This window comes from Acidisoma sibiricum (assembly GCF_057837225.1).
Genome location: NZ_CM174445.1, coordinates 3,087,133 through 3,106,542 on the forward strand (window position 1 = coordinate 3,087,133; position 19,410 = coordinate 3,106,542).

The 19,410-nt window shown below is 63.6% G+C and carries 17 protein-coding genes; 8 read left to right on the forward strand and 9 right to left on the reverse strand.

Features of this window, described 5'->3' with window-relative positions; translation table 11 throughout:
- Positions 1-46: 46 nt before the first annotated feature.
- From iolD to AC3G7M_RS14725, 3 genes are all read right to left on the reverse strand, one after another.
- Positions 47-1,930: a 3D-(3,5/4)-trihydroxycyclohexane-1,2-dione acylhydrolase (decyclizing) gene (gene iolD, locus AC3G7M_RS14715; RefSeq protein ID WP_489212882.1), complete on the reverse strand. Its 1,884-nt coding sequence runs from the start codon at positions 1,928-1,930 to the stop codon at positions 47-49.
- A 26-nt stretch (positions 1,931-1,956) separates the two neighbouring features.
- On the reverse strand, positions 1,957-3,870 hold the full coding sequence (locus tag AC3G7M_RS14720; protein ID WP_489212883.1) for a bifunctional 5-dehydro-2-deoxygluconokinase/5-dehydro-2-deoxyphosphogluconate aldolase: 1,914 nt from the start codon (positions 3,868-3,870) through the stop codon (positions 1,957-1,959).
- 132 nt (positions 3,871-4,002) lie between these two features.
- Positions 4,003-4,956: a MurR/RpiR family transcriptional regulator gene (locus AC3G7M_RS14725; protein ID WP_489212884.1), complete on the reverse strand. Its 954-nt coding sequence runs from the start codon at positions 4,954-4,956 to the stop codon at positions 4,003-4,005.
- A 265-nt stretch (positions 4,957-5,221) separates the two neighbouring features.
- Between AC3G7M_RS14725 and iolG the strand changes: the two genes are divergently transcribed.
- Positions 5,222-6,214: an inositol 2-dehydrogenase gene (iolG, locus tag AC3G7M_RS14730; protein WP_489212885.1), complete on the forward strand. Its 993-nt coding sequence runs from the start codon at positions 5,222-5,224 to the stop codon at positions 6,212-6,214.
- 48 nt (positions 6,215-6,262) lie between these two features.
- Here iolG and AC3G7M_RS14735 read toward each other — a convergent pair whose 3' ends face one another.
- From AC3G7M_RS14735 to AC3G7M_RS14750, 4 genes are read right to left on the reverse strand one after another with little or no spacing between them, the layout of a single operon-like run.
- Complete coding sequence (locus AC3G7M_RS14735; RefSeq protein ID WP_489212886.1) at positions 6,263-7,024, reverse strand: bestrophin-like domain; 762 nt, start codon at positions 7,022-7,024, stop codon at positions 6,263-6,265.
- A gap of 13 nt (positions 7,025-7,037) precedes the next feature.
- A complete protein-coding gene (locus AC3G7M_RS14740; protein ID WP_489212887.1) occupies positions 7,038-7,616 on the reverse strand; it encodes a PqiC family protein in 579 nt (192 codons plus the stop codon).
- The gene (locus tag AC3G7M_RS14745) at positions 7,613-9,307 is read right to left on the reverse strand and encodes a PqiB family protein (protein WP_489212888.1); all 1,695 of its coding nucleotides are present in this window, start codon (positions 9,305-9,307) and stop codon (positions 7,613-7,615) included. Before AC3G7M_RS14745 ends, AC3G7M_RS14740 begins: the two co-directional genes overlap by 4 nt.
- The gene (locus AC3G7M_RS14750) at positions 9,307-10,614 is read right to left on the reverse strand and encodes a paraquat-inducible protein A (protein ID WP_489212889.1); all 1,308 of its coding nucleotides are present in this window, start codon (positions 10,612-10,614) and stop codon (positions 9,307-9,309) included. Before AC3G7M_RS14750 ends, AC3G7M_RS14745 begins: the two co-directional genes overlap by 1 nt.
- 155 nt (positions 10,615-10,769) lie before the next feature.
- On the opposite strand from AC3G7M_RS14750, the gene AC3G7M_RS14755 reads away from it, so the two are divergent.
- The gene (locus tag AC3G7M_RS14755; protein WP_489212890.1) at positions 10,770-11,267 is read left to right on the forward strand and encodes a hypothetical protein; all 498 of its coding nucleotides are present in this window, start codon (positions 10,770-10,772) and stop codon (positions 11,265-11,267) included.
- A gap of 60 nt (positions 11,268-11,327) precedes the next feature.
- Here the strand turns inward: AC3G7M_RS14755 and AC3G7M_RS14760 are convergent, their stop codons facing one another.
- Both AC3G7M_RS14760 and speB read right to left on the reverse strand, forming a co-directional pair.
- Positions 11,328-11,939 carry a flavin reductase family protein gene (locus tag AC3G7M_RS14760; RefSeq protein WP_489212891.1) on the reverse strand — a complete coding sequence of 204 codons (612 nt, stop codon included), beginning with the start codon at positions 11,937-11,939 and terminating at the stop codon, positions 11,328-11,330.
- Entirely contained in the window at positions 11,936-12,904 is a 969-nt protein-coding gene (gene speB, locus AC3G7M_RS14765; protein ID WP_489212892.1) for an agmatinase, read from the reverse strand. The genes AC3G7M_RS14760 and speB overlap by 4 nt, the downstream gene beginning before the upstream one ends.
- 151 nt (positions 12,905-13,055) lie before the next feature.
- Between speB and AC3G7M_RS14770 the strand changes: the two genes are divergently transcribed.
- The 6 genes from AC3G7M_RS14770 to AC3G7M_RS14795 all read left to right on the forward strand — a co-directional run bounded on the left by AC3G7M_RS14770 (position 13,056) and on the right by AC3G7M_RS14795 (position 19,404).
- Positions 13,056-14,279 carry a CaiB/BaiF CoA transferase family protein gene (locus AC3G7M_RS14770; RefSeq protein ID WP_489212893.1) on the forward strand — a complete coding sequence of 408 codons (1,224 nt, stop codon included), beginning with the start codon at positions 13,056-13,058 and terminating at the stop codon, positions 14,277-14,279.
- Positions 14,280-14,350: 71 nt separating this feature from the next.
- Positions 14,351-14,770, forward strand: a complete 420-nt coding sequence (locus tag AC3G7M_RS14775; protein WP_489212894.1) for a RusA family crossover junction endodeoxyribonuclease — start codon at positions 14,351-14,353, stop codon at positions 14,768-14,770.
- Positions 14,770-15,438, forward strand: coding sequence for a hypothetical protein (locus AC3G7M_RS14780; RefSeq protein WP_489212895.1), 669 nt, complete (start codon positions 14,770-14,772; stop codon positions 15,436-15,438). Before AC3G7M_RS14775 ends, AC3G7M_RS14780 begins: the two co-directional genes overlap by 1 nt.
- A gap of 41 nt (positions 15,439-15,479) precedes the next feature.
- The gene (locus AC3G7M_RS14785; protein ID WP_489212896.1) at positions 15,480-16,433 is read left to right on the forward strand and encodes an isopenicillin N synthase family dioxygenase; all 954 of its coding nucleotides are present in this window, start codon (positions 15,480-15,482) and stop codon (positions 16,431-16,433) included.
- Between the two features lie 3 nt (positions 16,434-16,436).
- Complete coding sequence (locus AC3G7M_RS14790; protein ID WP_489212897.1) at positions 16,437-17,726, forward strand: amidohydrolase family protein; 1,290 nt, start codon at positions 16,437-16,439, stop codon at positions 17,724-17,726.
- A 166-nt stretch (positions 17,727-17,892) separates the two neighbouring features.
- A complete protein-coding gene (locus AC3G7M_RS14795; RefSeq protein WP_489212898.1) occupies positions 17,893-19,404 on the forward strand; it encodes a sensor domain-containing diguanylate cyclase in 1,512 nt (503 codons plus the stop codon).
- Positions 19,405-19,410: the final 6 nt, after the last annotated feature.

Here is a 19,410-nt window from a genome sequence, read left to right on the forward strand (position 1 = left end):
CTCCGTCTCTCTTTCCGCGCGGGCGGGTGATCTCCCGCCCTTCCTATCAATTGCCGACGAACTGGCGGCTGAGCGCCACGAGATAGGCTTCCCGCGCGGCCTGCACCTCGGCGCGTTCCGAGACTTCAGGCACCGCCACGTCCCACCAATGGCCGCCCGCATCCGTGGACGGCAGCGGGTCAGTATCGATCACGATCGCATAGGTGCGGTCGCTGGCCCGCGCCCGCGCCAAAGCCTCACCCAAGCCCGCCAGGGTCTCGACCTTCTCGCTCACCGCGCCGAGGCTCCGCGCATGCAGCGCGAAATCCACCTCGGGCAGCACCTCATGGGCACTGTCCTTGAGCAGATTGTTGAACCCTGCCCCGCCGGTCGCATGCTGCAGCCGGTTGATGCAGCCGAAACCACGATTGTCGAGAATGACCAGAATGAGCTTGCGGCCCAGCATGACGGAGGTCGCGATTTCCGAATTGAGCATGAGATAGGACCCGTCGCCGATCATGACGAAAACCTCGCGCTCGGGCTGCGCCATCTTCACGCCCAGCCCGCCCGCGATCTCGTAGCCCATGCAGGAGAAGCCGTATTCCATGTGGTAGCCGCCGGGCTGACCCGCCAGCCACAGCTTGTGCAACTCGCCCGGCAGGCCGCCGGCCGCACACAGCACCACATCGGAACTCTGTGCCTGGCGCTGCACCGCGCCGATCACCTGCGCGTCCGAGGGCAGCGCATTGGCGACCGGCTCCGGCGCATCCGTATAGCGCCGCGCGACATCGGCCCAGGCCGCCTTCTGCCCTTCGGCCCGCGCCGTCCAGGACGCATCGGCCCGCCATGCGCCGAGTGCGGCGCCGAGTTCGCCAAGCCCTGCCCTGGCATCCGCCACCAGCGGCTGGGCGTGATGCTTGCCGGCATCGAAAAGCTGGGTGTTGAGGCCGATGATGCGCCGCCCGCCGCCGGCACCCTCTCCCTGGAACAGCGCCCAGGAACCGGTTGTGAAATCCTGCAGCCTTGTGCCGACGGCCAGCACCACATCGGCTTCAGCGGCCATGGTATTCGCGGCCGCCGTGCCGGTGACGCCGATCGCGCCCATATTCATCGGGTGCGTGACAGCGAGGGCGGATTTGCCGGCCTGGGTCTCACCCACAGGGATGCCATGGCTTTGCGCGAAAGCCGCCAGATCCTGCTCGGCCTGGGCATACAGCGTGCCGCCGCCGCAGACGATGAAGGGACGTTTCGCGTCCCGCAGCAGCGTCACCGCCGCCGCCAGTTCGGCCGCATCCGGGCGCGGCCGGCGCGGCGCCCAGACCCGCTCCTCGAAGAAGGAGACCGGAAAGTCGTACGCTTCAGCCTGCACGTCCTGACACAGGCCCAGCGTCACCGGCCCGCAATCCGTGGGATCGGTCAGCACCTGCATGGCGCGGGCGAAGGCCGGGATGATCTGCTCGGGCCGGGTGATGCGGTCGAAATAGCGGGAGACCGGGCGGAAGGCGTCATTCGCGCTGACCGTGCCGTCAGCCCAATCCTCGATCTGCTGCAGCACCGGGTCCGGCCGCCGGCTGGCGAAGACATCACCGGGCAAAAGCAACAGCGGCAGGCGATTGACATGGGCGACGGCCGCAGCCGTGACCATATTGAGCGCGCCCGGACCGATGGAGCTGGTGCAGGCCATCACGCGGCGGCGGCGCAGCGCCTTGGTATAGGCGATGGCCGCATGCGCCATGGCCTGCTCGTTATGGGCCCGGAAGGTGGGCAGGCGGTCGCGCAGTCCATACAGCGCCTCTCCCATCCCCGCGACATTGCCATGGCCGAAAATGGCCCAGACGCCACCGAAGAAGGGCAGGATCTTCTCCTCGCCGGTGTCGGTTTCCAGCACCGTCTTCTGGGCGGCCATGGCGCGAACCAGGGCCTGGGCCATGGTCAGACGAAGTGTGCGCATGCTGAGCGTTTCCCGTTTCTCGTTCTTTACGCGGCCTTGATCTGGCGCGCGCCCTGCCAGGCATTGACCAGATGCTGGAAGCGCTCCGCCATCTGGTCCACCGCTTCGGCATCGGACATCCTGCCCGCAAGCCAGGCGCGGGCGGGGTCGATATGGATGGTCCGGCCGACCGCAAATCCTTTGACCACCGGCACGCCGGCACAGGCCTGGAACGACTCGACCAGATCCGCCATCGGCGCCTCCAGCCCCAGCACCAGCACGCCGCGGCAATAGGCGTCATTGCGGGTGATCGCCTCATTGATCTGGGTCCAGGCGGCGGCGCTTTTCTGCGGCTCCAGCTTCCACCAGTCAGGCTTGAGACCCAGGTCATACAGGCGCTGGATGACGCGCGGAATGGTATCGTCCCGCAGCGGCCCGTGCTTGCCGGCGATGATCTCGATCAGCAGATCGCGCCCCGTGGTGCGGCAGGCATCATAGGCGCGGGCCAGTTCCCGCTCCTGCCGCAGGCGCAGCTCCTCCGGGTCATCCGGGTGATAGAAGCACAGGCATTTCACGACCTGCGCCATCGGCCATTCGATCAGATGCGTGCCCAGGCTGCCGCCATATTCAAAATCCAGCGGGCGGGAGCCGGTGCGCTCGATCGGGCGCGCCACCCAAAGCTTGTGGTCGGCGGCCCGGAACAGCGCCTCACGCCCGTAGCGGCCGTCGATGAACATGCCGAAACCGGGGCGGCCGGCCGCCACGCGGGCCGCGGCCTGCACGGCAAGCACCTTGAAATCGGATATCTTCTCGAAGGGCGCGCCGACTTCCCTCGCCACCGCTTCCAGCTGGATACGATGGTCGATGGCCAATGCCATGATCCCGGGCGGGCTGACGGGCCGCGTCGTTGCCCAATGGATATGGTTGATGTCCTGGTCATGGCGCAGTGCCCGATGCGGGCTGCCGTGCTGCAGAAAGTATTCAAGCTCGGCGAAGGTCGGGATTTCGGGGGAGCAAAGCAGGCGGGAGACCGCGAAAGCGCCGCAGGCATTGGCGTAGGCGCAGCAGGTCTCAAGCGGCTCGCCGCGCAGCCAGCCGCGCAGGAAGCCGGACATGAAACTGTCGCCGGCGCCGAGCACATTATAGACCTCCACCGGAAAGCCCGGGCCGCGCACGCCATCCTCCAGACTGTCGGGGATGGCGTCAGCGAAGACCACGCAACCCATCGGGCCGCGCTTGCAAACGATGACGGCAGACGAGCGGGCGCGGATCGTGCGGATGGCCGTGAGCGTATCCTCGGACCCGCCGGCGACATGCAGCTCCTCCTCCGTGCCGACGATCAGATCGCACTCGGCCAGCACGGGGGCGAGATGAGCCGTCACCGCATCCGAGCGGATATAGCGGCTCTCACCGGCATCATGACCGGCAAGACCCCAAAGATTGGGCCGGTAATCGACATCGAAGATGACTTTGCGGCCATGGGCGCGGGCGATGCGGATGGCTTTGAACTGCGCCGCTGCCGTGCCGGGTTGTGCGAAATGCGTGCCCGTGACGACGATGGCACCGGCGGAGGCGACGAAATCGTCGTCGACATCGTCTTCGGACAGCGCCATGTCAGCGCAATTGTCCCGGTAGAAGACAAGCGGGAATGTGCTGCTGTCGCGCACGCCGAGCAGCACCAAGGCCGTCAGGCGCTTGGGATCAACCGTGATCCCTTTTGTCTCCACTCCTTCCCGCGCCAGTTGCTCCAGAATGAAGCGGCCGATCTGCTCATCACCCACCCGCGTCAGCAGCGCCGAACGCAGCCCCAAGCGCGCCGTGCCGACCGCGATATTGGCCGGGCAGCCACCGATCGCCTTGCTGAAGCTGCCCATATCCTCCAGCCGGCCGCCGATCTGCTGGCCATAGAGATCAAGGGAGCATCGCCCGATCGTAATCAGGTCAAGTACCGGTGCGCTCATGGGAACCCCCTAATCCTGTGACGAAGCGTATGGCCCGCGCAGCCCAACCCGAAAGCGAGGGCGGCGGCAAAGGCCGGACGTTTCCTGCCGAGACGGCTTGGCACCGTCTTTTGTTATGGGCAAATAAAACCATTATTCCAAATTTTCGTCAATCCGATCCGTATATTCCTTTTTGGGCCGCATATCGACCGCCGGCAGGTCGCCAGTGCGCTTGCTGACCAAGGCGATGGACAGCGTCGTCGCCAGCGCGAAAGACGCGGACAGAGAGCGGAAACCGCCGAAATCGGCCTCGGCCACTTCCAGCCAGACAGAGGAGACCTGCACCAGCGGCGAAAAGGGCGAGTCGGTGATGCCAATGACCGGCACGCCGCGCTGAAACGCCGCCCGGGCCGAGGTCAAGGTCTCCGCCGCATAGGGCGTGAAGCTCAGGGCCAGAAGCGCATCCTCCGGCCCGATGAGATCGGTCTGCCGACCGCCGAGCCCACCCAGCTGATCGACCAGATCGGACCGCACGCCGAGCTTCTGCAGCGCATAGGCCAGATAGACCGCCACCGGAAAAGCACGCCGCACGCCCACTATATAAATCGTGCGGGCGGCCGCGAGCCGTTCCACCGCCTGCTCCAGCGCTTCGACATCAATGCTTTGCCGGAAATCGCGCACCGAGGCGCAGGAGGCTTCCACCAGCCCGTCCAGCAGGCTGAGCACGTCGCCGCCCTGATTGCCGTCATGCAATGCTTCCAGCCGCACATTATAGTCGGGCCAGCGGTTGCGGGCATGGCTTTGGAAAACCAGCTGCAGCTCCGAAAAGCCGGAATAGCCCAGCGCCTGGGCAAAGCGGATCATCGTCGAAGGTTGCACATCCGCGCGTTTGGCCAGTTCCGCGACGCGGCCGAAGGCAATTTCCTGCGGATGCTGAACGGCGAAATCGGCCACCTGCACCAGGCGTTTGGGCAATTGGCTGCGGCGCGCGACGATCAGCGCCCGCAGCGTACGAAAATCCCGCGGCGCCGCGGCCGGGTCCAAGGCGCTGCTCAACCCGTCGTCATCCCGTGCTGCCTGCGGATCGTCGTTCTGCTCACTCATCATCGCAACGCTTTCCACATCCGAACGCTTCTCCCGTTGACAAGAGATAGCCTAAATGGAATATTTCTTCCATATCTTCCGCCAAGAAATAAAGACGATCCAAGCATATGGGGAAGTTAGCCGCCTTTTACCCCATGGAACGCCCGCACAGCCTGTGCAGCACATTCCATTTGTTTCACCCAACCCGTGAAGCGAAGCGGGGCTTTTACGCCAATTCGGCGGCGAAGGCCGCCGACGCTGCCAAACGTCCGACAAGAAAGACCCTGTGATGATCCGTTTTTCCGTCCTCGGCTGCGGCCGCATCGGCACCATGCATGCGCGCAATCTGGCGCGCCATCCGCAGGCGAAGCTGGTGTCCGTCTTCGACGTCTTCACCAAGGCGTCCGACGCCATGGCGGCGGAACTTGGCGTGAAGGCCGCGCAGTCGGTCGACGAGGTGCTGGCTGACCCCGAGGTCGATGCCGTGCTGATCGCGACCTCGACCGACACCCATGTCGAGCTGATCACCCGCGCCGCTCAGGCCGGCAAGGCCATCCTATGCGAAAAGCCTATCGCCCTCGATATGAGCAAGGTCACGCAATGCTGGAACGAGATCCGCGATCTCGGTGCCACCATCATGATCGGCTTCAACCGCCGCTTCGACCCGTCCTTCCGCGCGGTGCATGACCGGATGACGGCCGGCGAAATCGGCAAGCTGGAGCAGATCGTCATCACCAGCCGCGATCCCGGGCCCCCGCCGGTCAGCTACATCAAGGTCTCGGGCGGCCTGTTCCGCGACATGACCATCCATGACTTCGACCTCGCCCGCTACTTCGCCGGCGATATCGTCGAAGTGCAGGCCTTCGGCGCCAATCTGGTTGATCCGGCAATCAAGGAAGCCGGTGACATCGACGCCGCCATGGTGACGCTGCGGGCGGCCTCCGGCGCGCTCATTCACATCAACAACAGCCGCCGCGCGAGCTACGGCTACGACCAGCGGCTGGAGGTGTTTGGCGAAAAGGGCATGCTCATCGCCGGCAACAAGACCGCCACCAGCGTGCAGTCCTTCTCCGCTGCCGGCACCGGCCAGGGCGATGTCGTGCTGCCCTTCTTCATCGAGCGCTATGCCGAGGCCTATGCGGCCGAAATCGCCAATTTCGTGGAAAGTGTCGCGGCCGGCGTGACACCGCTGACCAGCTTCCGGGATGGCGCCGAGGCGCTGCGGCTGGCCGATGCCGCACTGGAAAGCCTGCGCACGGGGCAGAGCGTCAAGCTCGGCTGATGGATTGAAGGCCTATCGAGACAGGCGGGCGTCGCTCTCCCGCCCGGCTCACTGTCCGACCTGGGCGATCGCCCTGCGCAAGGGCAGATCGCTCAGATGCATGATTCCCTTGTAGGGATGGCTCATCGACAGCATCAGGAACATCGCCGCGGTCACGGAAACAGCGCCAATCAGAAGAGACGAGACAACTGTCGCATTGACTGGCGAAAAAAGCCCAAAGAATAGAAACAGCAGTGCCAGCCAGCATAGCAGCGTGAGCGCCAAAGCCGCCGGCCATGGCGTCGTCGCCTGCTCATGCATCAGAAGCCGTGCCTCGGCAATTTGGGAGGCGTAGGACTGCGCCGTGCTCAAGGAGGCGCGCTGCGCATCCGTCTTCGGTGTCAGACCATGTGTGACATCCAATAGTGTCATCGTCCCGGTCTGCGCGACCGTCGCGTGATTTTCCGCGCCATGCTCATGATACGGCTTCATGCTGTTCAGCATGAAGCCCAAATCTTCCTTCAGCTTCAGTCGCGTCGGCATGCTCTCCGGCCCATAGGCCGCAAGAGACTGATCCATCAACAGAACATTGACACCCATCTGTTGGATTTCGCCCCGCTGGGTATCGAAAAACGTATGCGCGGACGCAATCAGCAAGCTCAGAATAAGTGCCGTCATGGTCGCCATCAGACCCATGATCAGCTTCACGACATCCTTGGTCGCGTCATCCCGGTGATGGACGGGCTGTATCTTTTGAATGCCGATCCCGATCGCGGCACCCAGGCAGACGATGATCAGGACAACGATGGATTGACCACCCGGACCAAGCATTAAAAGTCTCCGTTCAGTGGCTCAAATCGGCAGCAAGGCGATCCGCGAGCAGGCCAAGGGCGATACTCATCGCCTGCACCTGGCCGACGACATCGGGTGTCGGAGGCTGCGCCGTAAAGCGCAGACTGTCCACCAGGGGCGGCCGCACATTGCTGCTATAGGTTGCCTCGACCTCCGCCACCAGGACGACCGATCCATGCTCATCGCGGTCGAAGCGCGTGATATTGACGGAGACGGTTGCATCGGCATGCGGCGTCACCGTGCTGCTTTCCGAAAAGACCTGTGTTCCGGCCAGGCGCTGGTCCAGCTCGGTGACCAGCACGCGGCCGATCATGGCAGGCAGCGTTTCCCCCCACCAGCTATTGGCCTCCACCGCGATATGATAATCCGCCGAGGAGCGCACGATGGGCTTGCGATCCAGATAGGGGGCGAGGCCCACATCCTGCAGGATGACGACGCGCGGCCCGCCGGGCTGGACGGCGCCGGGCACGGCATCCAGCGTATAGAACGTCGGACTGGGTGACGCGCAGGACGCGGGCAAGGCGGCGAGGGCCAAAAAGCCCAGCGACAGCTGGCGGCGCGATAGTGTCATTGCTCGACCCCCGCATTGGTGCGTCCTCGGATGAGCGCTTCAGGATGGCTCGTCAGCAGATCCGAAAGCGCCCGAAAGGATTGCGCCATGTCGTTGAGCTGCGCCATCAGCTGCTGCAGCTGCCGGCTGAAATGGCTGTCGCCGCCATAGGTGCTATTGGCCGAAACCAGCACTGTATTGAGATTGCCGGCCGCCGATTTCAGCTGCGCCGTCAGCGCCGGCAGGCTTTTCAGCGCCGGTCCCACCTGCGTGTTGAGCTGCCTCACCAGCGTTTGCGATGCCGCGAGCGTCCCCGCCAGCGACGCCACAGCCTGCTTGGTCTCGGGCCCGTTGGTGAGGTCAGAGAGGCCGGAGAGCGTGCTCGTAATGCTGGCCGACATCTGGTCGAAGGGCAGATTGTTGATCTTGGCCAGCAGCGTGCTGACCGAGGTGGTGATGGAATCGAGCGCGCCGGGCGCCGTCGGGAAGACAATATCGGAACCCTGCAGGGTGACATCCGCGCGGGGCGCGTTCGGCAGGATCACCAGCGCGACCTCGCTCTGCCCTGTCAGCAGGTTGGATTTCTGAATCTGGGCCCGCAATCCGCTCGCGACCAGGGCCTGGAGATTGGCGAGCGGACCGCGCTGCGCGACCACCTCGATATTCTTGATCCGCTGCGGCTCCACCTCAAACCGCACCGGCGCACGGACGGTATTGGCGATGCTGTCATAGACCATGTCGACGCTTTTCACCTGGCCGATCTTGAGGCCCTGGAAGGTCACCGGCGACCCAGCGCCGAGGCCCGAGACGGAGCCCGAGAAATAGGCGACGAAGGGAATGCGGCGCTGATAGATCGCCTGATCCGCCGCATCCTTGTTGTCATACAGCGGAAAGTTTGCCTCGGCCGCCGCCTCTGGCTCGCCCGACTCTTCATCGGGGGTCGAGAAGGCAATACCGCCCAGCAGCAGCGCATCCAGCGACTGCACCTGCACCTGCACGCCGTCTGCACCCAGCTTCACCGAAAGGCCGGACGCATTCCAGAAGCGGGAATCGGCATGCACGTAGCTGTCATAGGGGGCGCGCACGAAGGCGTGGATGGTGACGTCGCGGACCATATTGCCGATATCCCATCCCAGGATCTGCCCAACCTGCAGATCGCGGAAAAAGATCGGCGCGCCGAGCGAGACCGAGCCGATATGATCGGCCTTGAGCAGGAAGGTGCGGCCGGGCACGACCGATTGCAGCACCGGCGGATCTTCCAGCCCGGTGAACTGCGTCTGCGGCTTGGTGCCATCGGGCGAGGGCAGCAGGTCGATGAAGGGGCCGCTGAGCAGCGTGCCCAGGCCGGACAGGCTGCCGGCGAAGAAGCGCGGCCGCACGATCCAGAATTTTGTCTTGTCCGAAATCAGCGGCGTCGCGTCCCGCGTCATCTGCACTTTGACCACGACATGGTTCATGTCAGGGGTCAGCTTGACCGACGTCACGGTGCCGAGCGTCACATCCCGATGCTTGACCAGGGATTGCCCGGCCGTCAGCCCATCGCCCTGATCGAAGATGATGCTGATCAATGGCCCGCGCTTGGCATAAGTGTCCCAGACCAGCCAGCCACCGACAAGGACGGTGACGACCGGAATGGCCCAGATCAGCGAAATCCGCCGCTTGCCTTTTTGCTGCACCGCGGCGGTGGGAAGACTGGTCGGAGACTCGTTCATCACACCCTGCCTGGCATAGCGGCCGCGTCCCACATCATGCGCGGGTCGAAGGCTTCGGCCGCAAAAATTGTCAGAATGACGACGCCCGCAAAGGCGACGGCACCCACGCCCGGCTCGATCGTCACGATAGCGCCGAATTGGACCAAAGCGACCAGGATCGATTCCATAAAGATATCGATCATCGACCAGCGTCCGATGACGCTGACGATCCGATACAGGCGCCCGCGGTCATGCAGCCGCTCGCTGCGGCGGAACTGCGTCATCAGCAGAAGCAGGACCAACCCTGCGAGTTTCAGCATCGGCACCATGATGCTGGCCGCGAAAACCAGAGCCGCCAGCGGATACATCTTGGCCGCCAGCAACTCCTCCACCCCGCCCAGAATGGTGCTCGGCGCGCCGGCGCCAAGCTGCACCACCGTCAGCACCGGATAGGCATTGGCCGGGATGTAGAGGATGGCGGCAGCGATCACCAGCGCCCAGCAGCGCACAATACCGTTCGGTTTACGCACATGCAGCCGCGATCCGCAGCGCGGGCAATATTGGACGCTATCACCGTGAACTTCGCTGTGAAGGACAGAGACCTTTTCGCAGGTCTCGCAACTCACCGGCGTGCCGGTGCCCTGCAGCTGCGCCTGCACGCTGGTTCCAGCTTGCGGATAGGCGACGGCGCCTTTGCGTTCCAGCGCTTCCCAGACGGCCTGGCGATCGAGAAAGGCATCGGCGGCAACAGTCGCGATCATCAACCCCACCAGCGCATAGACCGCGAGTCCGACATCGATATGCACGATATCGACAAGTTTCACATAAGCGACGAAGACACCGAGCAAATAGACTTCCACCATTGACCAGGCGCTGAGCTTGGCGATCCAGGCGAAGACCCGCCCCAGATGGGCGGGGGGCCGACGCTGCCGCAGCGCTAAAAGAACGTAGCTGGTACCGAGCAGTTTCAGAAACGGCGCGGCCACGGTCGTGAATAGCACGACAAGTGCCAGCTCCCATATGCCTTGCTGGTCAAGCCGCCGCGGACCGGAAAAAAGATCGGCGCCGAGCGTCATGCCGGACGTGCTCACGCGCATCAGGGGCATGCTGCAGGCAACGCCAAAGAGTGCCAGGCCGGTCAGGGAAAAGGCCAGCCCGCGACCGAGCGTATTCACCTGCACGCGGCGCAGGGTCACGCCGCAGCGCAGGCAGGATGCGGTGCTCGGCGCCACAAGCGCCGGTATCTGCTGCAATAGTCCGCAGGATCGGCACATGATGGGATGCGCGGGGCTGATATCGCCGGCAGTATCTTCGCCCGCAATCGTCACCGCGCTCTCCGCCTCTGCCGCCCAAGCTTCTGTTCAAACCGTCGTCTGCAATGATAGCTTTCCAAAACAAGTGTCAAGCGTGGCTGTCGTGATGATGCAGCCCGCACCGACGGGATCACCCCGCGATCATCTGTACTGCGAACGAGAATGGAACGATGATGATGAGCAAAACCATCACCCGGCGTCGCACCGCGGGCCTCCCCCGCGCCCTCATGCTGGCCGCCCTGCTGTCGGTCTCAGGCCTCATCGGTTGCAGCCATTCCGGGGCGGGTCCGAAGACGGTCGATGGGCAGGCGCCCGACGGCACGCTCGTTATGCATCAGGTGCAGGCGGCCTTCATCGGCAGCGGCAGCGGCGGCTACGGCACGCTGACCTTTCAGGGCATCACGCGTGACTTCACCGTCGGCGGCCTGGGCGTCGGCGGTATTGGCGCCTCGACCATCGACGCGACCGGCGAGGTCTATGGCCTGAAATCCCTCAGCCAGTTCCCCGGGTCCTATGTCCAGGGACGCTATGGCTTCGCCTTCGGGACGACCAGCCGCGGCGACCTATGGCTGAAGAATAATGACGGCGTGGTGCTGCATCTTCATGCCAAGCGGGAGGGACTGATGCTCAGCCTGGGCGGCGACGTGGTCGTCATCACCTGGAAATAGAGGAGCGGCGACAATGGCGGGCACCCGGTGCAGGGTGCCCCTCGCCGGGTGCCCTGCCCGTCAGCGCGGCCGCACCATCTCGAACAGGTGGCTGACCGAGACATAGTCGCCCCGATAGCCGCAGCGGCCGAGCGGCCTGGCCCCGGCCGTATCGAAAAGGCCGTCCTTCAGAAAAGCCGGGTCGATATGGACGCCGACGATCTGGCCGATGACCATGTAGTTGGAGGACGGCACGCCGCCCAGGCCCTGCAACTGCTGGATGGAGACGCATTTGCACTCCAGCGCTGCCGGGGCCACGGCGACGCGGGGCGGCCTCACCAGAACGGACGGCGCTTGGGCCAGACCTGCCAGCGTGAACTCATCCACCTCCGGCGGCACCGATGCGCTGGTTTCGTTCATCTGCCGGGCCAAGGCCTCGACCGCCAGATTGGCGACGAACTCCCCGGTCTCCTCGACATTGCGCACGCTGTCCTTCCAGCCATAGCTGCTGAACATCACCATGGGCGGTTCGTCTGAGACCATATTAAAGAAGCTGTAGGGCGCGAGGTTGACCAGCCCAGATTGGCTGATGGTTGAAATCCAGCCGATGGGGCGCGGCGCGATAATCGCTTTTAGCGGGTCATGCGGCAGCCGATGCCCCTGCTCCGGCTGGTAAAAATGCGTCTCGCTCATTCCATGGCCTCCACACGCGCGGACTGCCGACCGGCGGCAATGGCGCATAGCAGTTCAAACATCATCGTCGCCCCGGTCAGCGCGGTCAGACCCGACGGGTCGAAGGGTGGCGATACTTCCACAACATCGGCACCCACGATGCGCAGTCCGTTCAGGCGGCGGAGCATGAACTGCGCTTCCCGCGTGGTGAAGCCACCGATCTCCGGCGTGCCGGTGCCGATCGCCATCGACGGATCAAGGCTGTCGATATCGAAGGACACATAGGTGGGGCCGTCCCCGGCGATGGCCAAGGCCTCGTCCATCACGGCGTCGATGCCGCGGGCGGCAAATTCCTCGATATAGATCTGCCTTATGCCTTGCGCTTGCGCCCAGGCGTGATCCTCCGCCGTATACAACGAGCCGCGCAGGCCGATCTGTACCATGCGGCGCGGATCGAGCACGCCTTCCTCGATCGCGCGGCGGAAGGGCGAGCCATGAGTGAAAGGATTGTCGCCGAAATAGGTGTCGTTGGTATCGGAATGGGCGTCGAAATGGACCAGGCCCAGGGGCTCGCGCCGGCCGACCGCTCGCAGGATGGGCAGCGTGATGAGATGGTCGCCGCCTGCCGTCAGCGGTACGGCGCCCGCCATCACCACGTCCAGGAAGAAGGCTTCGATGCGCTGCAGCGAATCGCGCACGTCGATCGGGTTCACCGGACAGTCGCCGAGGTCTGCGACCTGCAGCAGATCATAGGGAGAGATGCGGGTCGCATGGTTGGTGCGGCGCATCAGGCTTGACTGGTTGCGGATCTCCCGCGGACCGTGGCGGGCGCCGGCACGGTTGGTGGTGCCGCCGTCGAACGGCACGCCGATCAGCGCGACATCCAGACCATGGGGGGTTTCCACCGCAGGCAGGCGCATGAAAGTCGAATGACCGGCAAAGCGCGGCACCAGGGCCGCGTCGACCGGCTGGTTGAAACTCGTCATGGCAAGGCTCCTGGATGATCGGACTGGGCGTGGGTCTCACAGAGCATGCTCCCCCCGCTGGATCAACGGCGGCTTGATCAACCGCGGCCAGTGGTATCCTGTCTCTCTCCCGCGCGCCTGACCGTCAGGCCGATGCAGGATTGGGGTAATAATGGCCGGCGCGCTGTCTCATATTCGGGTGCTTGATCTCTCGCGCGTGCTGGCCGGGCCCTGGGCCAGCCAGTTGCTGGGAGATTTGGGCGCCGAGATCATCAAGGTCGAGCGGCCGGGCAGCGGTGACGATACCCGCGCCTGGGGGCCGCCCTTCCTGCAGGATGACGCGGGCCAGGATACGCGCGACGCCGCCTATTTCCTCTGTGCCAATCGCAATAAGCAGTCGGTCACCATCGACTTCACCAAGCCCGAGGGCCAGGCCTTGGTGCGTGACCTCGCCCGGCAATCGGATGTCGTGCTGGAGAATTTCAAGGTCGGCGGTCTCGCCCAATATGGGCTGGATTACGCGAGCCTGGCGGCGGTGAACCCGCGCCTCGTCTATTGCTCCATCACCGGCTTTGGCCAGACCGGCCCCTATGCCGAGCGTGCGGGCTATGACTTCCTCATCCAGGGCATGGGCGGGCTGATGAGCATCACCGGAAGGCGTGACGGCGAGGCCGGGGCCGGGCCGCAGAAGGTGGGCGTCGCGCTGACGGATGTGATGACAGGCCTTTATGCCGCCAATGCCATCATGGCCGCCCTGCTCCACCGCGAGATGTCGGGTCGCGGGCAATATATCGACCTCGCGCTGCTGGATGTGCAGGTGGCGAGCCTGGCCAACCAGACCATGAACTACCTTACCACTGGCAGCAGCCCGCAGCGCATGGGCAATGCCCATCCCAATATCGTGCCCTACCAGGATTTCCCGACCCAGGACGGAGCGATGATCCTCGCGGTGGGCAACGACAGCCAGTTCGCGAAACTCGCGATCGTCGCCGGCCATTCCGAATGGGCGCTGGCACCGGAATTTTCCACCAACCGCGCGCGGGTGGAAAATCGGGCGGCCTTTGTGGAGGCTTTCACCGCCGTCTCCGTCACGCGCACGACGAAGGACTGGATCGCAGCCCTGGAAGCGGCCGGCGTGCCCTGCGGGCCGATCAATACCCTGGCCGAGGTTTTCGACGACCCCCAGGTCATCGCCCGCGCTACGCGCATCACCCTGCCACACGCAGCGGGCGTGGATGTGCCGCTCGTCGCCAATCCCATCCGCATGTCAGAAACCCCGCCCGAATACCGGTCTGCCCCGCCCACGCTCGGCCAGCACACCAAGGCCGTGCTGGCGGATAGGCTTGGCCTGGACGAAACGGAGATCGAACGGCTGGTGGCAAAAGGGGTGGTTTGATTTGATTTGGAATCGACTTTTTGAAGGTAATCGTGGGATGTCTCTCAATGAGACGAGGCTGGAACGCGCTTATGACGCTCGAACTCTCCTTTCCAATCGAGTTCATCATCGCGGGCACGCCGGTTTCACTCCAGACCAAGCGCGCGGAAGCGAGAAAGAATTGGCAGGAGACTATCCGGTCCGCCTGCGCCCCTTCCTCGCCTGAGGGGCATTTCGCCAGCGAAAACCGAATTGCGATCACACTCTTCTATTTTCCAGACGGCGAGATGCGTGGAGATATCGACAATATCGTCAAACCGATTCTCGACGCTTTCTCACGTCACATTTACATGGATGACCGACAGGTCGATCGGATTCTGGTGCAAAAGTTTGAACCAGAAAAAATCTTCGCCTTCGCCGCGCCATCCCCTATCCTCGCCCGCGCGATCGCTGGACCGAAGCCGCTGCTCTATGTGCGGCTATCCGATGACCCGACTGAGGAATTGGGCTGATGACCGAAACAGGGAGCAATAGAGAGGCTGCCGTTCTGCAAATCCTTCTCCCGCGACTGGAAGCGGAAGGGTATGAGGTATTTATTCAGCCATCGCCAAAGCTTCTGCCGCCCTTCATGCAGGGCTATAGGCCTGATGCGATTGCGGTGAAACCTGGCCGTAACCTGGCCATCGAAATCCAAACCGGCGGCAAAGAGCGCGGAGACGCGACCTCGCTGGAACGTGCTCGCGCACTTTTCTACGGTCATGAGGATTGGGAGTTTCGGGTTCTCTATGCCCCGTCGGAAGGGTCTGACGCGGACCTCTCCCCCGGACCGCAATCCAAAGCGGCAATCGCCGCTGCGCTTGACCGCCTCCCATCTCTGTACGACCAAGGCGGTGCTGTGGCAGCCCTGCTCACCGGCTGGTCGGCGTTTGAAGCTGCCGCGCGACATTTGATGCCCGAGGATTTTGAACGACCGCAGCCGCCCTCCCTGATGCTGGAGACCCTCGCCTCACGCGGCGCTGTGACCCCCGATGAGGCCGATCTCCTCCGCCGCTTGGGACGGCTCAGAAACCAAGCTGCGCACGGCAAGCTTGATATCGTCATGACAGAATCCGAACTGGAACAGTTGGTTGCCGTGACACATCTTCTTTTGGAATTGACCGAACCGGCCGGCGCTGCTTGAGCATTGCGGGCGTTTGCATTGTCCCTCCACGGAACCCGCTCATGACCGACATTCCCATCATCGACCTCACTGACCTGAGGTCGGAGGATCAGGCTGCGCGCCGCGCCGTCGCATCCGCGCTTGGCGCCGCCTGCCGGAATGTAGGCTTCTTCTACGTGAAGAACCACGGTATCCCGGACAGTGTGGCGCGCGGTATCTTTGACGCCGCACGCACGCTCTTCGCGCAGCCGCCAGCGGAGAAGGAAAAATTGTCGATCAAGCGCTCGCCGCATAATCGCGGCTATGTCGGCGTCGCCGGGGAACGGCTGGATACCAAAGCGAGCCCAGACCAGAAGGAGGCCTTCAATATCGGCTTCGACCTGCCGCCCGACGACCCCGAGGTGCTGGCCGGCAAACCCTTCCGCGGCGTCAATCTGTGGCCAGATCTCCCGGGCTGGCGCGATCAGGTTCTGGCCTATTACGACGCCTGCATGACCCTGCAGCTGACCATCCATCGTGGCTTCGCGCTCGACCTGGGCGTGCCTGAGGATTTCTTCGCCGATAAGATGGACCGGCCAATCGCCACGCTGCGCCTGCTGCACTATCCGGCCGGGGACGCGGTTGCGGGTGCCGAAATCGGCGCCGGCCAGCATACAGATTACGGCAATGTCACCATCTTGGCGACCGACGGCGTGGCGGGGCTGCAGGTGCAGCGGCGCGACGGCGTCTGGCTGGATGCGCCACATATCGACGGCGCCTTTGTCTGCAATATCGGCGACTGTCTGATGCGCTGGACCAATGACGTCTACGTCTCCACCCCGCATCGCGTGCTGCGCCCGCGGACCGAACGCTACTCGGTCGCCTTCTTCGCCGATGCCAACCCGGATGCGGTTGTCGAGACCCTGGCCACCTGCCTCGCCCCTGGTGAGGCGCCGCGCTATCCGGCCATCACCTGCGCCGACTATCTGCGCGAGCGGCTGACGGCGACCTATGATCATCTCAAGACCGGGAACTGACGCGTGACCTTCGACCTTATCATTCGCGGCGCCACCCTGCCCGATGGCCGTACCGGCCAGGATATCGCCATACGCAACGGCCGCATTGCCGCCGTGGAGCCTGGCATCACCGCCGAGGCTGGCGAGATCATCGACGCCGCCGGGCAGCTCGTATCGCCGCCCTTCGTCGATCCGCATTTTCACATGGATGCGACGCTCTCGCTGGGCATTCCCCGCATCAACCGATCCGGCACGCTGCTGGAGGGCATCGCCCTTTGGGGTGAACTCAAGCCCCTGCTGACGCATGAGGCATTGGTTGAACGCGCCCTGCGCTATTGCGACCTCGCCGTGGCCCAGGGACTGCTGGCCATCCGCAGCCATGTCGATGTCAGTGATTCGCTCCTCGCCGTCGAAGCGCTGCTGGATGTGCGTGAGCGGGTCAAACCCTCTATCGACCTGCAGCTCGTCGCCTTCCCGCAGGACGGCTATTTCCGCTCTCCCCGCGCCGCCAGCCTGCTGACCCAGGCTCTGGATCGGGGTATCGAGATCGTCGGCGGCATTCCGCATTTCGAGCGGACCATGGAAGCCGGCCGGCAGTCGGTGGAGGCGCTGTTCCGCATCGCAGCCGACCGCGGTCTGCGCGTCGATATCCATTGCGATGAAAGTGACGATCCGCTCTCCCGCCATGTCGAGACGATGGCGGCGGAGACGGTCCGCTACGGGCTCGGTGATCGCGTCACCGCCTCCCATGTCACGTCGATGCATTCGATGGACAATTACTACGCATCCAAGCTGATCGCGCTGATCGCGGAATCCGGGCTGAACGTCATTGCCAATCCCCTCATCAACATCACGCTGCAAGGCCGGCACGATACCTATCCCAAGCGGCGCGGGATGACGCGCGTGCCGGAACTGCTGGCCGCTGGCGTCAACGTCGCCTTCGGACAGGACTGCACCATGGACCCGTGGTATTCGCTCGGCTCCGGCGATATGTTGGACGTGGCGCATATGGCGGTCCATGTCGGGCAGATGACCTCACAAACGGCCATGGCAGCCTGTTTCGATGCGGTGACCACGCATTCTGCCAAGCTCATGGGGCTGGAAGGCTATGGCATCGCGGTCGGCTGCAAGGCCGACATGGTCCTGCTGCAGGCGGCAAGCCCCGTGGAAGCGATCCGGCTGCGGGCGACACGGCTGGCGGTCATCCGCGCGGGACGCGTAATCGCCCGCACGCCGGCGCGCGAAGCGTCGCTGTTCCTCGCCGGCCGCCCAGCCAGCGTGAACCCCGCCCGCTACGCGCCGAAGCTGACCTAGTCACGGCGCGGTCCGCGGCGCGACCTGGCTTAGAAATCATACCACTTACGCATCGTCTTTTCGGACCTGAATGACATGCGTCCTGAAAACACCTAAAGCTGATTTGGACCAGACCCGTTGACGGTGCTACTAATCCCGCTGGTCTTCATTTCAACGAAATAGCAGCATGGTCGATAACGTCTTGGATAACGGGGAAGAACCCTTGGCGGCGCAGGTTATGGCCGCCGCTGATGCCGATGTGTTCGATCTCGCCCCAGTGTCTCTCTGGCTGGAGGATTACAGCGAACTTAAGACGCTGTTCCATGTCCTGCGTGCGCAGGGCGTGACCTCTCTGGCCGCCTATTTCGAGGAAGATGAGGCGCGTATCCGTACCTGCGCCAGCAAACTGCGCGTTCTAAAGGTCAACAAGCGCACTTTGGATTTGTTTGAAGCGGGCGGACTGCATGATTTGGTTGGCAATCTCGACCGGGTCTTCCGGGAGGATTCGCTCGCCGTCCACGCGCAGGAGCTTGTGGCCCTTTGGGACGGGCATCTGCACTTCAGCAACCGTGCCGTGAATTATACGTTGTCCGGCAGGCGGCTGGATGTCGAAATAACCGGCACGGTTCTGCCCGGCCACGAAGACAGTTTCAGTCGTGTCCTCGTCGCCGTGCAGGATGTGACGGAGCGCGAGCAGGCGCGCGCCAAGCTGCTGGACAGTGAAGGCTACGCCCGCGGCCTTTTTGAATATTCCCCGGTGTCTCTCTGGGTCGAGGATTTCAGTGCCATTCGCCATCTGCTCGCTGAGGTGCGGCAATGCGGCATTGTCGATTTTCCGGTCTTTCTTGACGTCCACGGCGAATTTATCCAGCGCTGCATGAGCGAAATCCGGGTCATTGACGTCAATGACTACACGCTGCGCCTGTTTCGTGCGCCCGACCGGAACACGCTGCTGGAGCGCACCGGAGATATCTTCCGGGACAGGATGCGGCAGCCCTTTGCCGAACAGCTCAAGCATCTTTGGGACGGCAATCTGTTTCATCAGCTTGAGGTGATCAATTACAGCCTGACCGGCGAAGAGATCTACCTGCACCTGCAATTCTCCGTCATGCCCGGGCATGAGGATGACTGGAGCATGGTGCTGATCGCGCTGACCGATATCACGGCACGCAAGAAGGCCGAAGCCTATCTCGAATATCTCGGCAAGCATGATGAACTGACCAAGCTTTACAACCGCTCCTTTCATGTTGAGGAAATCAACCGGCTGGAGCGGCGTGGCCATTATCCGATTTCCATCATCATGATCGACCTCAACGGCCTGAAGGAGGTCAATGACGAATGGGGCCACCAGGCCGGTGACGCGCTGCTGCGCCGCGCCGGTGAAGTGCTGAACAAGGCGGCGGCCGAACCCTATTTCGCCTGTCGCATCGGCGGGGATGAATTCGCGATCCTGATGCCCAAGGCGGACGAGAACGCCGCCCAGACCTTGATGGCGCAGATCGAGGAACTGTTTGCCATCAACAACCAGTTCTACAGCACGCCCCTGCGCGCGGCGATGGGTTGCGCCACGGCTCGCGACGGCATGCGGCTGGAACAGGCGATTCGCGCAGCGGATCAGGCCATGTACGATGCCAAACAGAGCTACTACAGCAGCACGCCCCATCCGCCACCGCGCGTGAAGCGCGACCGCCCGGGCTGACCCTCA

Excerpts from the sequence above, each read along its gene's own strand:
- AC3G7M_RS14755 (WP_489212890.1), top strand. The coding sequence starts at position 10,770 with ATGATGATGAGCAAAACCATCACCCGGCGTCGCACCGCGGGCCTCCCC.
- AC3G7M_RS14795 (WP_489212898.1), top strand. The coding sequence starts at position 17,893 with ATGGTCGATAACGTCTTGGATAACGGGGAAGAACCCTTGGCGGCGCAG.
- iolG (WP_489212885.1), top strand. The coding sequence starts at position 5,222 with ATGATCCGTTTTTCCGTCCTCGGCTGCGGCCGCATCGGCACCATGCAT.
- AC3G7M_RS14735 (WP_489212886.1), bottom strand. The coding sequence starts at position 7,024 with ATGCTTGGTCCGGGTGGTCAATCCATCGTTGTCCTGATCATCGTCTGC.
- AC3G7M_RS14785 (WP_489212896.1), top strand. The coding sequence starts at position 15,480 with ATGACCGACATTCCCATCATCGACCTCACTGACCTGAGGTCGGAGGAT.
- AC3G7M_RS14745 (WP_489212888.1), bottom strand. The coding sequence starts at position 9,307 with ATGAACGAGTCTCCGACCAGTCTTCCCACCGCCGCGGTGCAGCAAAAA.
- AC3G7M_RS14780 (WP_489212895.1), top strand. The coding sequence starts at position 14,770 with ATGACCGAAACAGGGAGCAATAGAGAGGCTGCCGTTCTGCAAATCCTT.
- AC3G7M_RS14760 (WP_489212891.1), bottom strand. The coding sequence starts at position 11,939 with ATGAGCGAGACGCATTTTTACCAGCCGGAGCAGGGGCATCGGCTGCCG.
- AC3G7M_RS14740 (WP_489212887.1), bottom strand. The coding sequence starts at position 7,616 with ATGACACTATCGCGCCGCCAGCTGTCGCTGGGCTTTTTGGCCCTCGCC.
- AC3G7M_RS14725 (WP_489212884.1), bottom strand. The coding sequence starts at position 4,956 with ATGATGAGTGAGCAGAACGACGATCCGCAGGCAGCACGGGATGACGAC.
- AC3G7M_RS14770 (WP_489212893.1), top strand. The coding sequence starts at position 13,056 with ATGGCCGGCGCGCTGTCTCATATTCGGGTGCTTGATCTCTCGCGCGTG.
- iolD (WP_489212882.1), bottom strand. The coding sequence starts at position 1,930 with ATGCGCACACTTCGTCTGACCATGGCCCAGGCCCTGGTTCGCGCCATG.
- AC3G7M_RS14775 (WP_489212894.1), top strand. The coding sequence starts at position 14,351 with ATGACGCTCGAACTCTCCTTTCCAATCGAGTTCATCATCGCGGGCACG.
- speB (WP_489212892.1), bottom strand. The coding sequence starts at position 12,904 with ATGACGAGTTTCAACCAGCCGGTCGACGCGGCCCTGGTGCCGCGCTTT.
- AC3G7M_RS14720 (WP_489212883.1), bottom strand. The coding sequence starts at position 3,870 with ATGAGCGCACCGGTACTTGACCTGATTACGATCGGGCGATGCTCCCTT.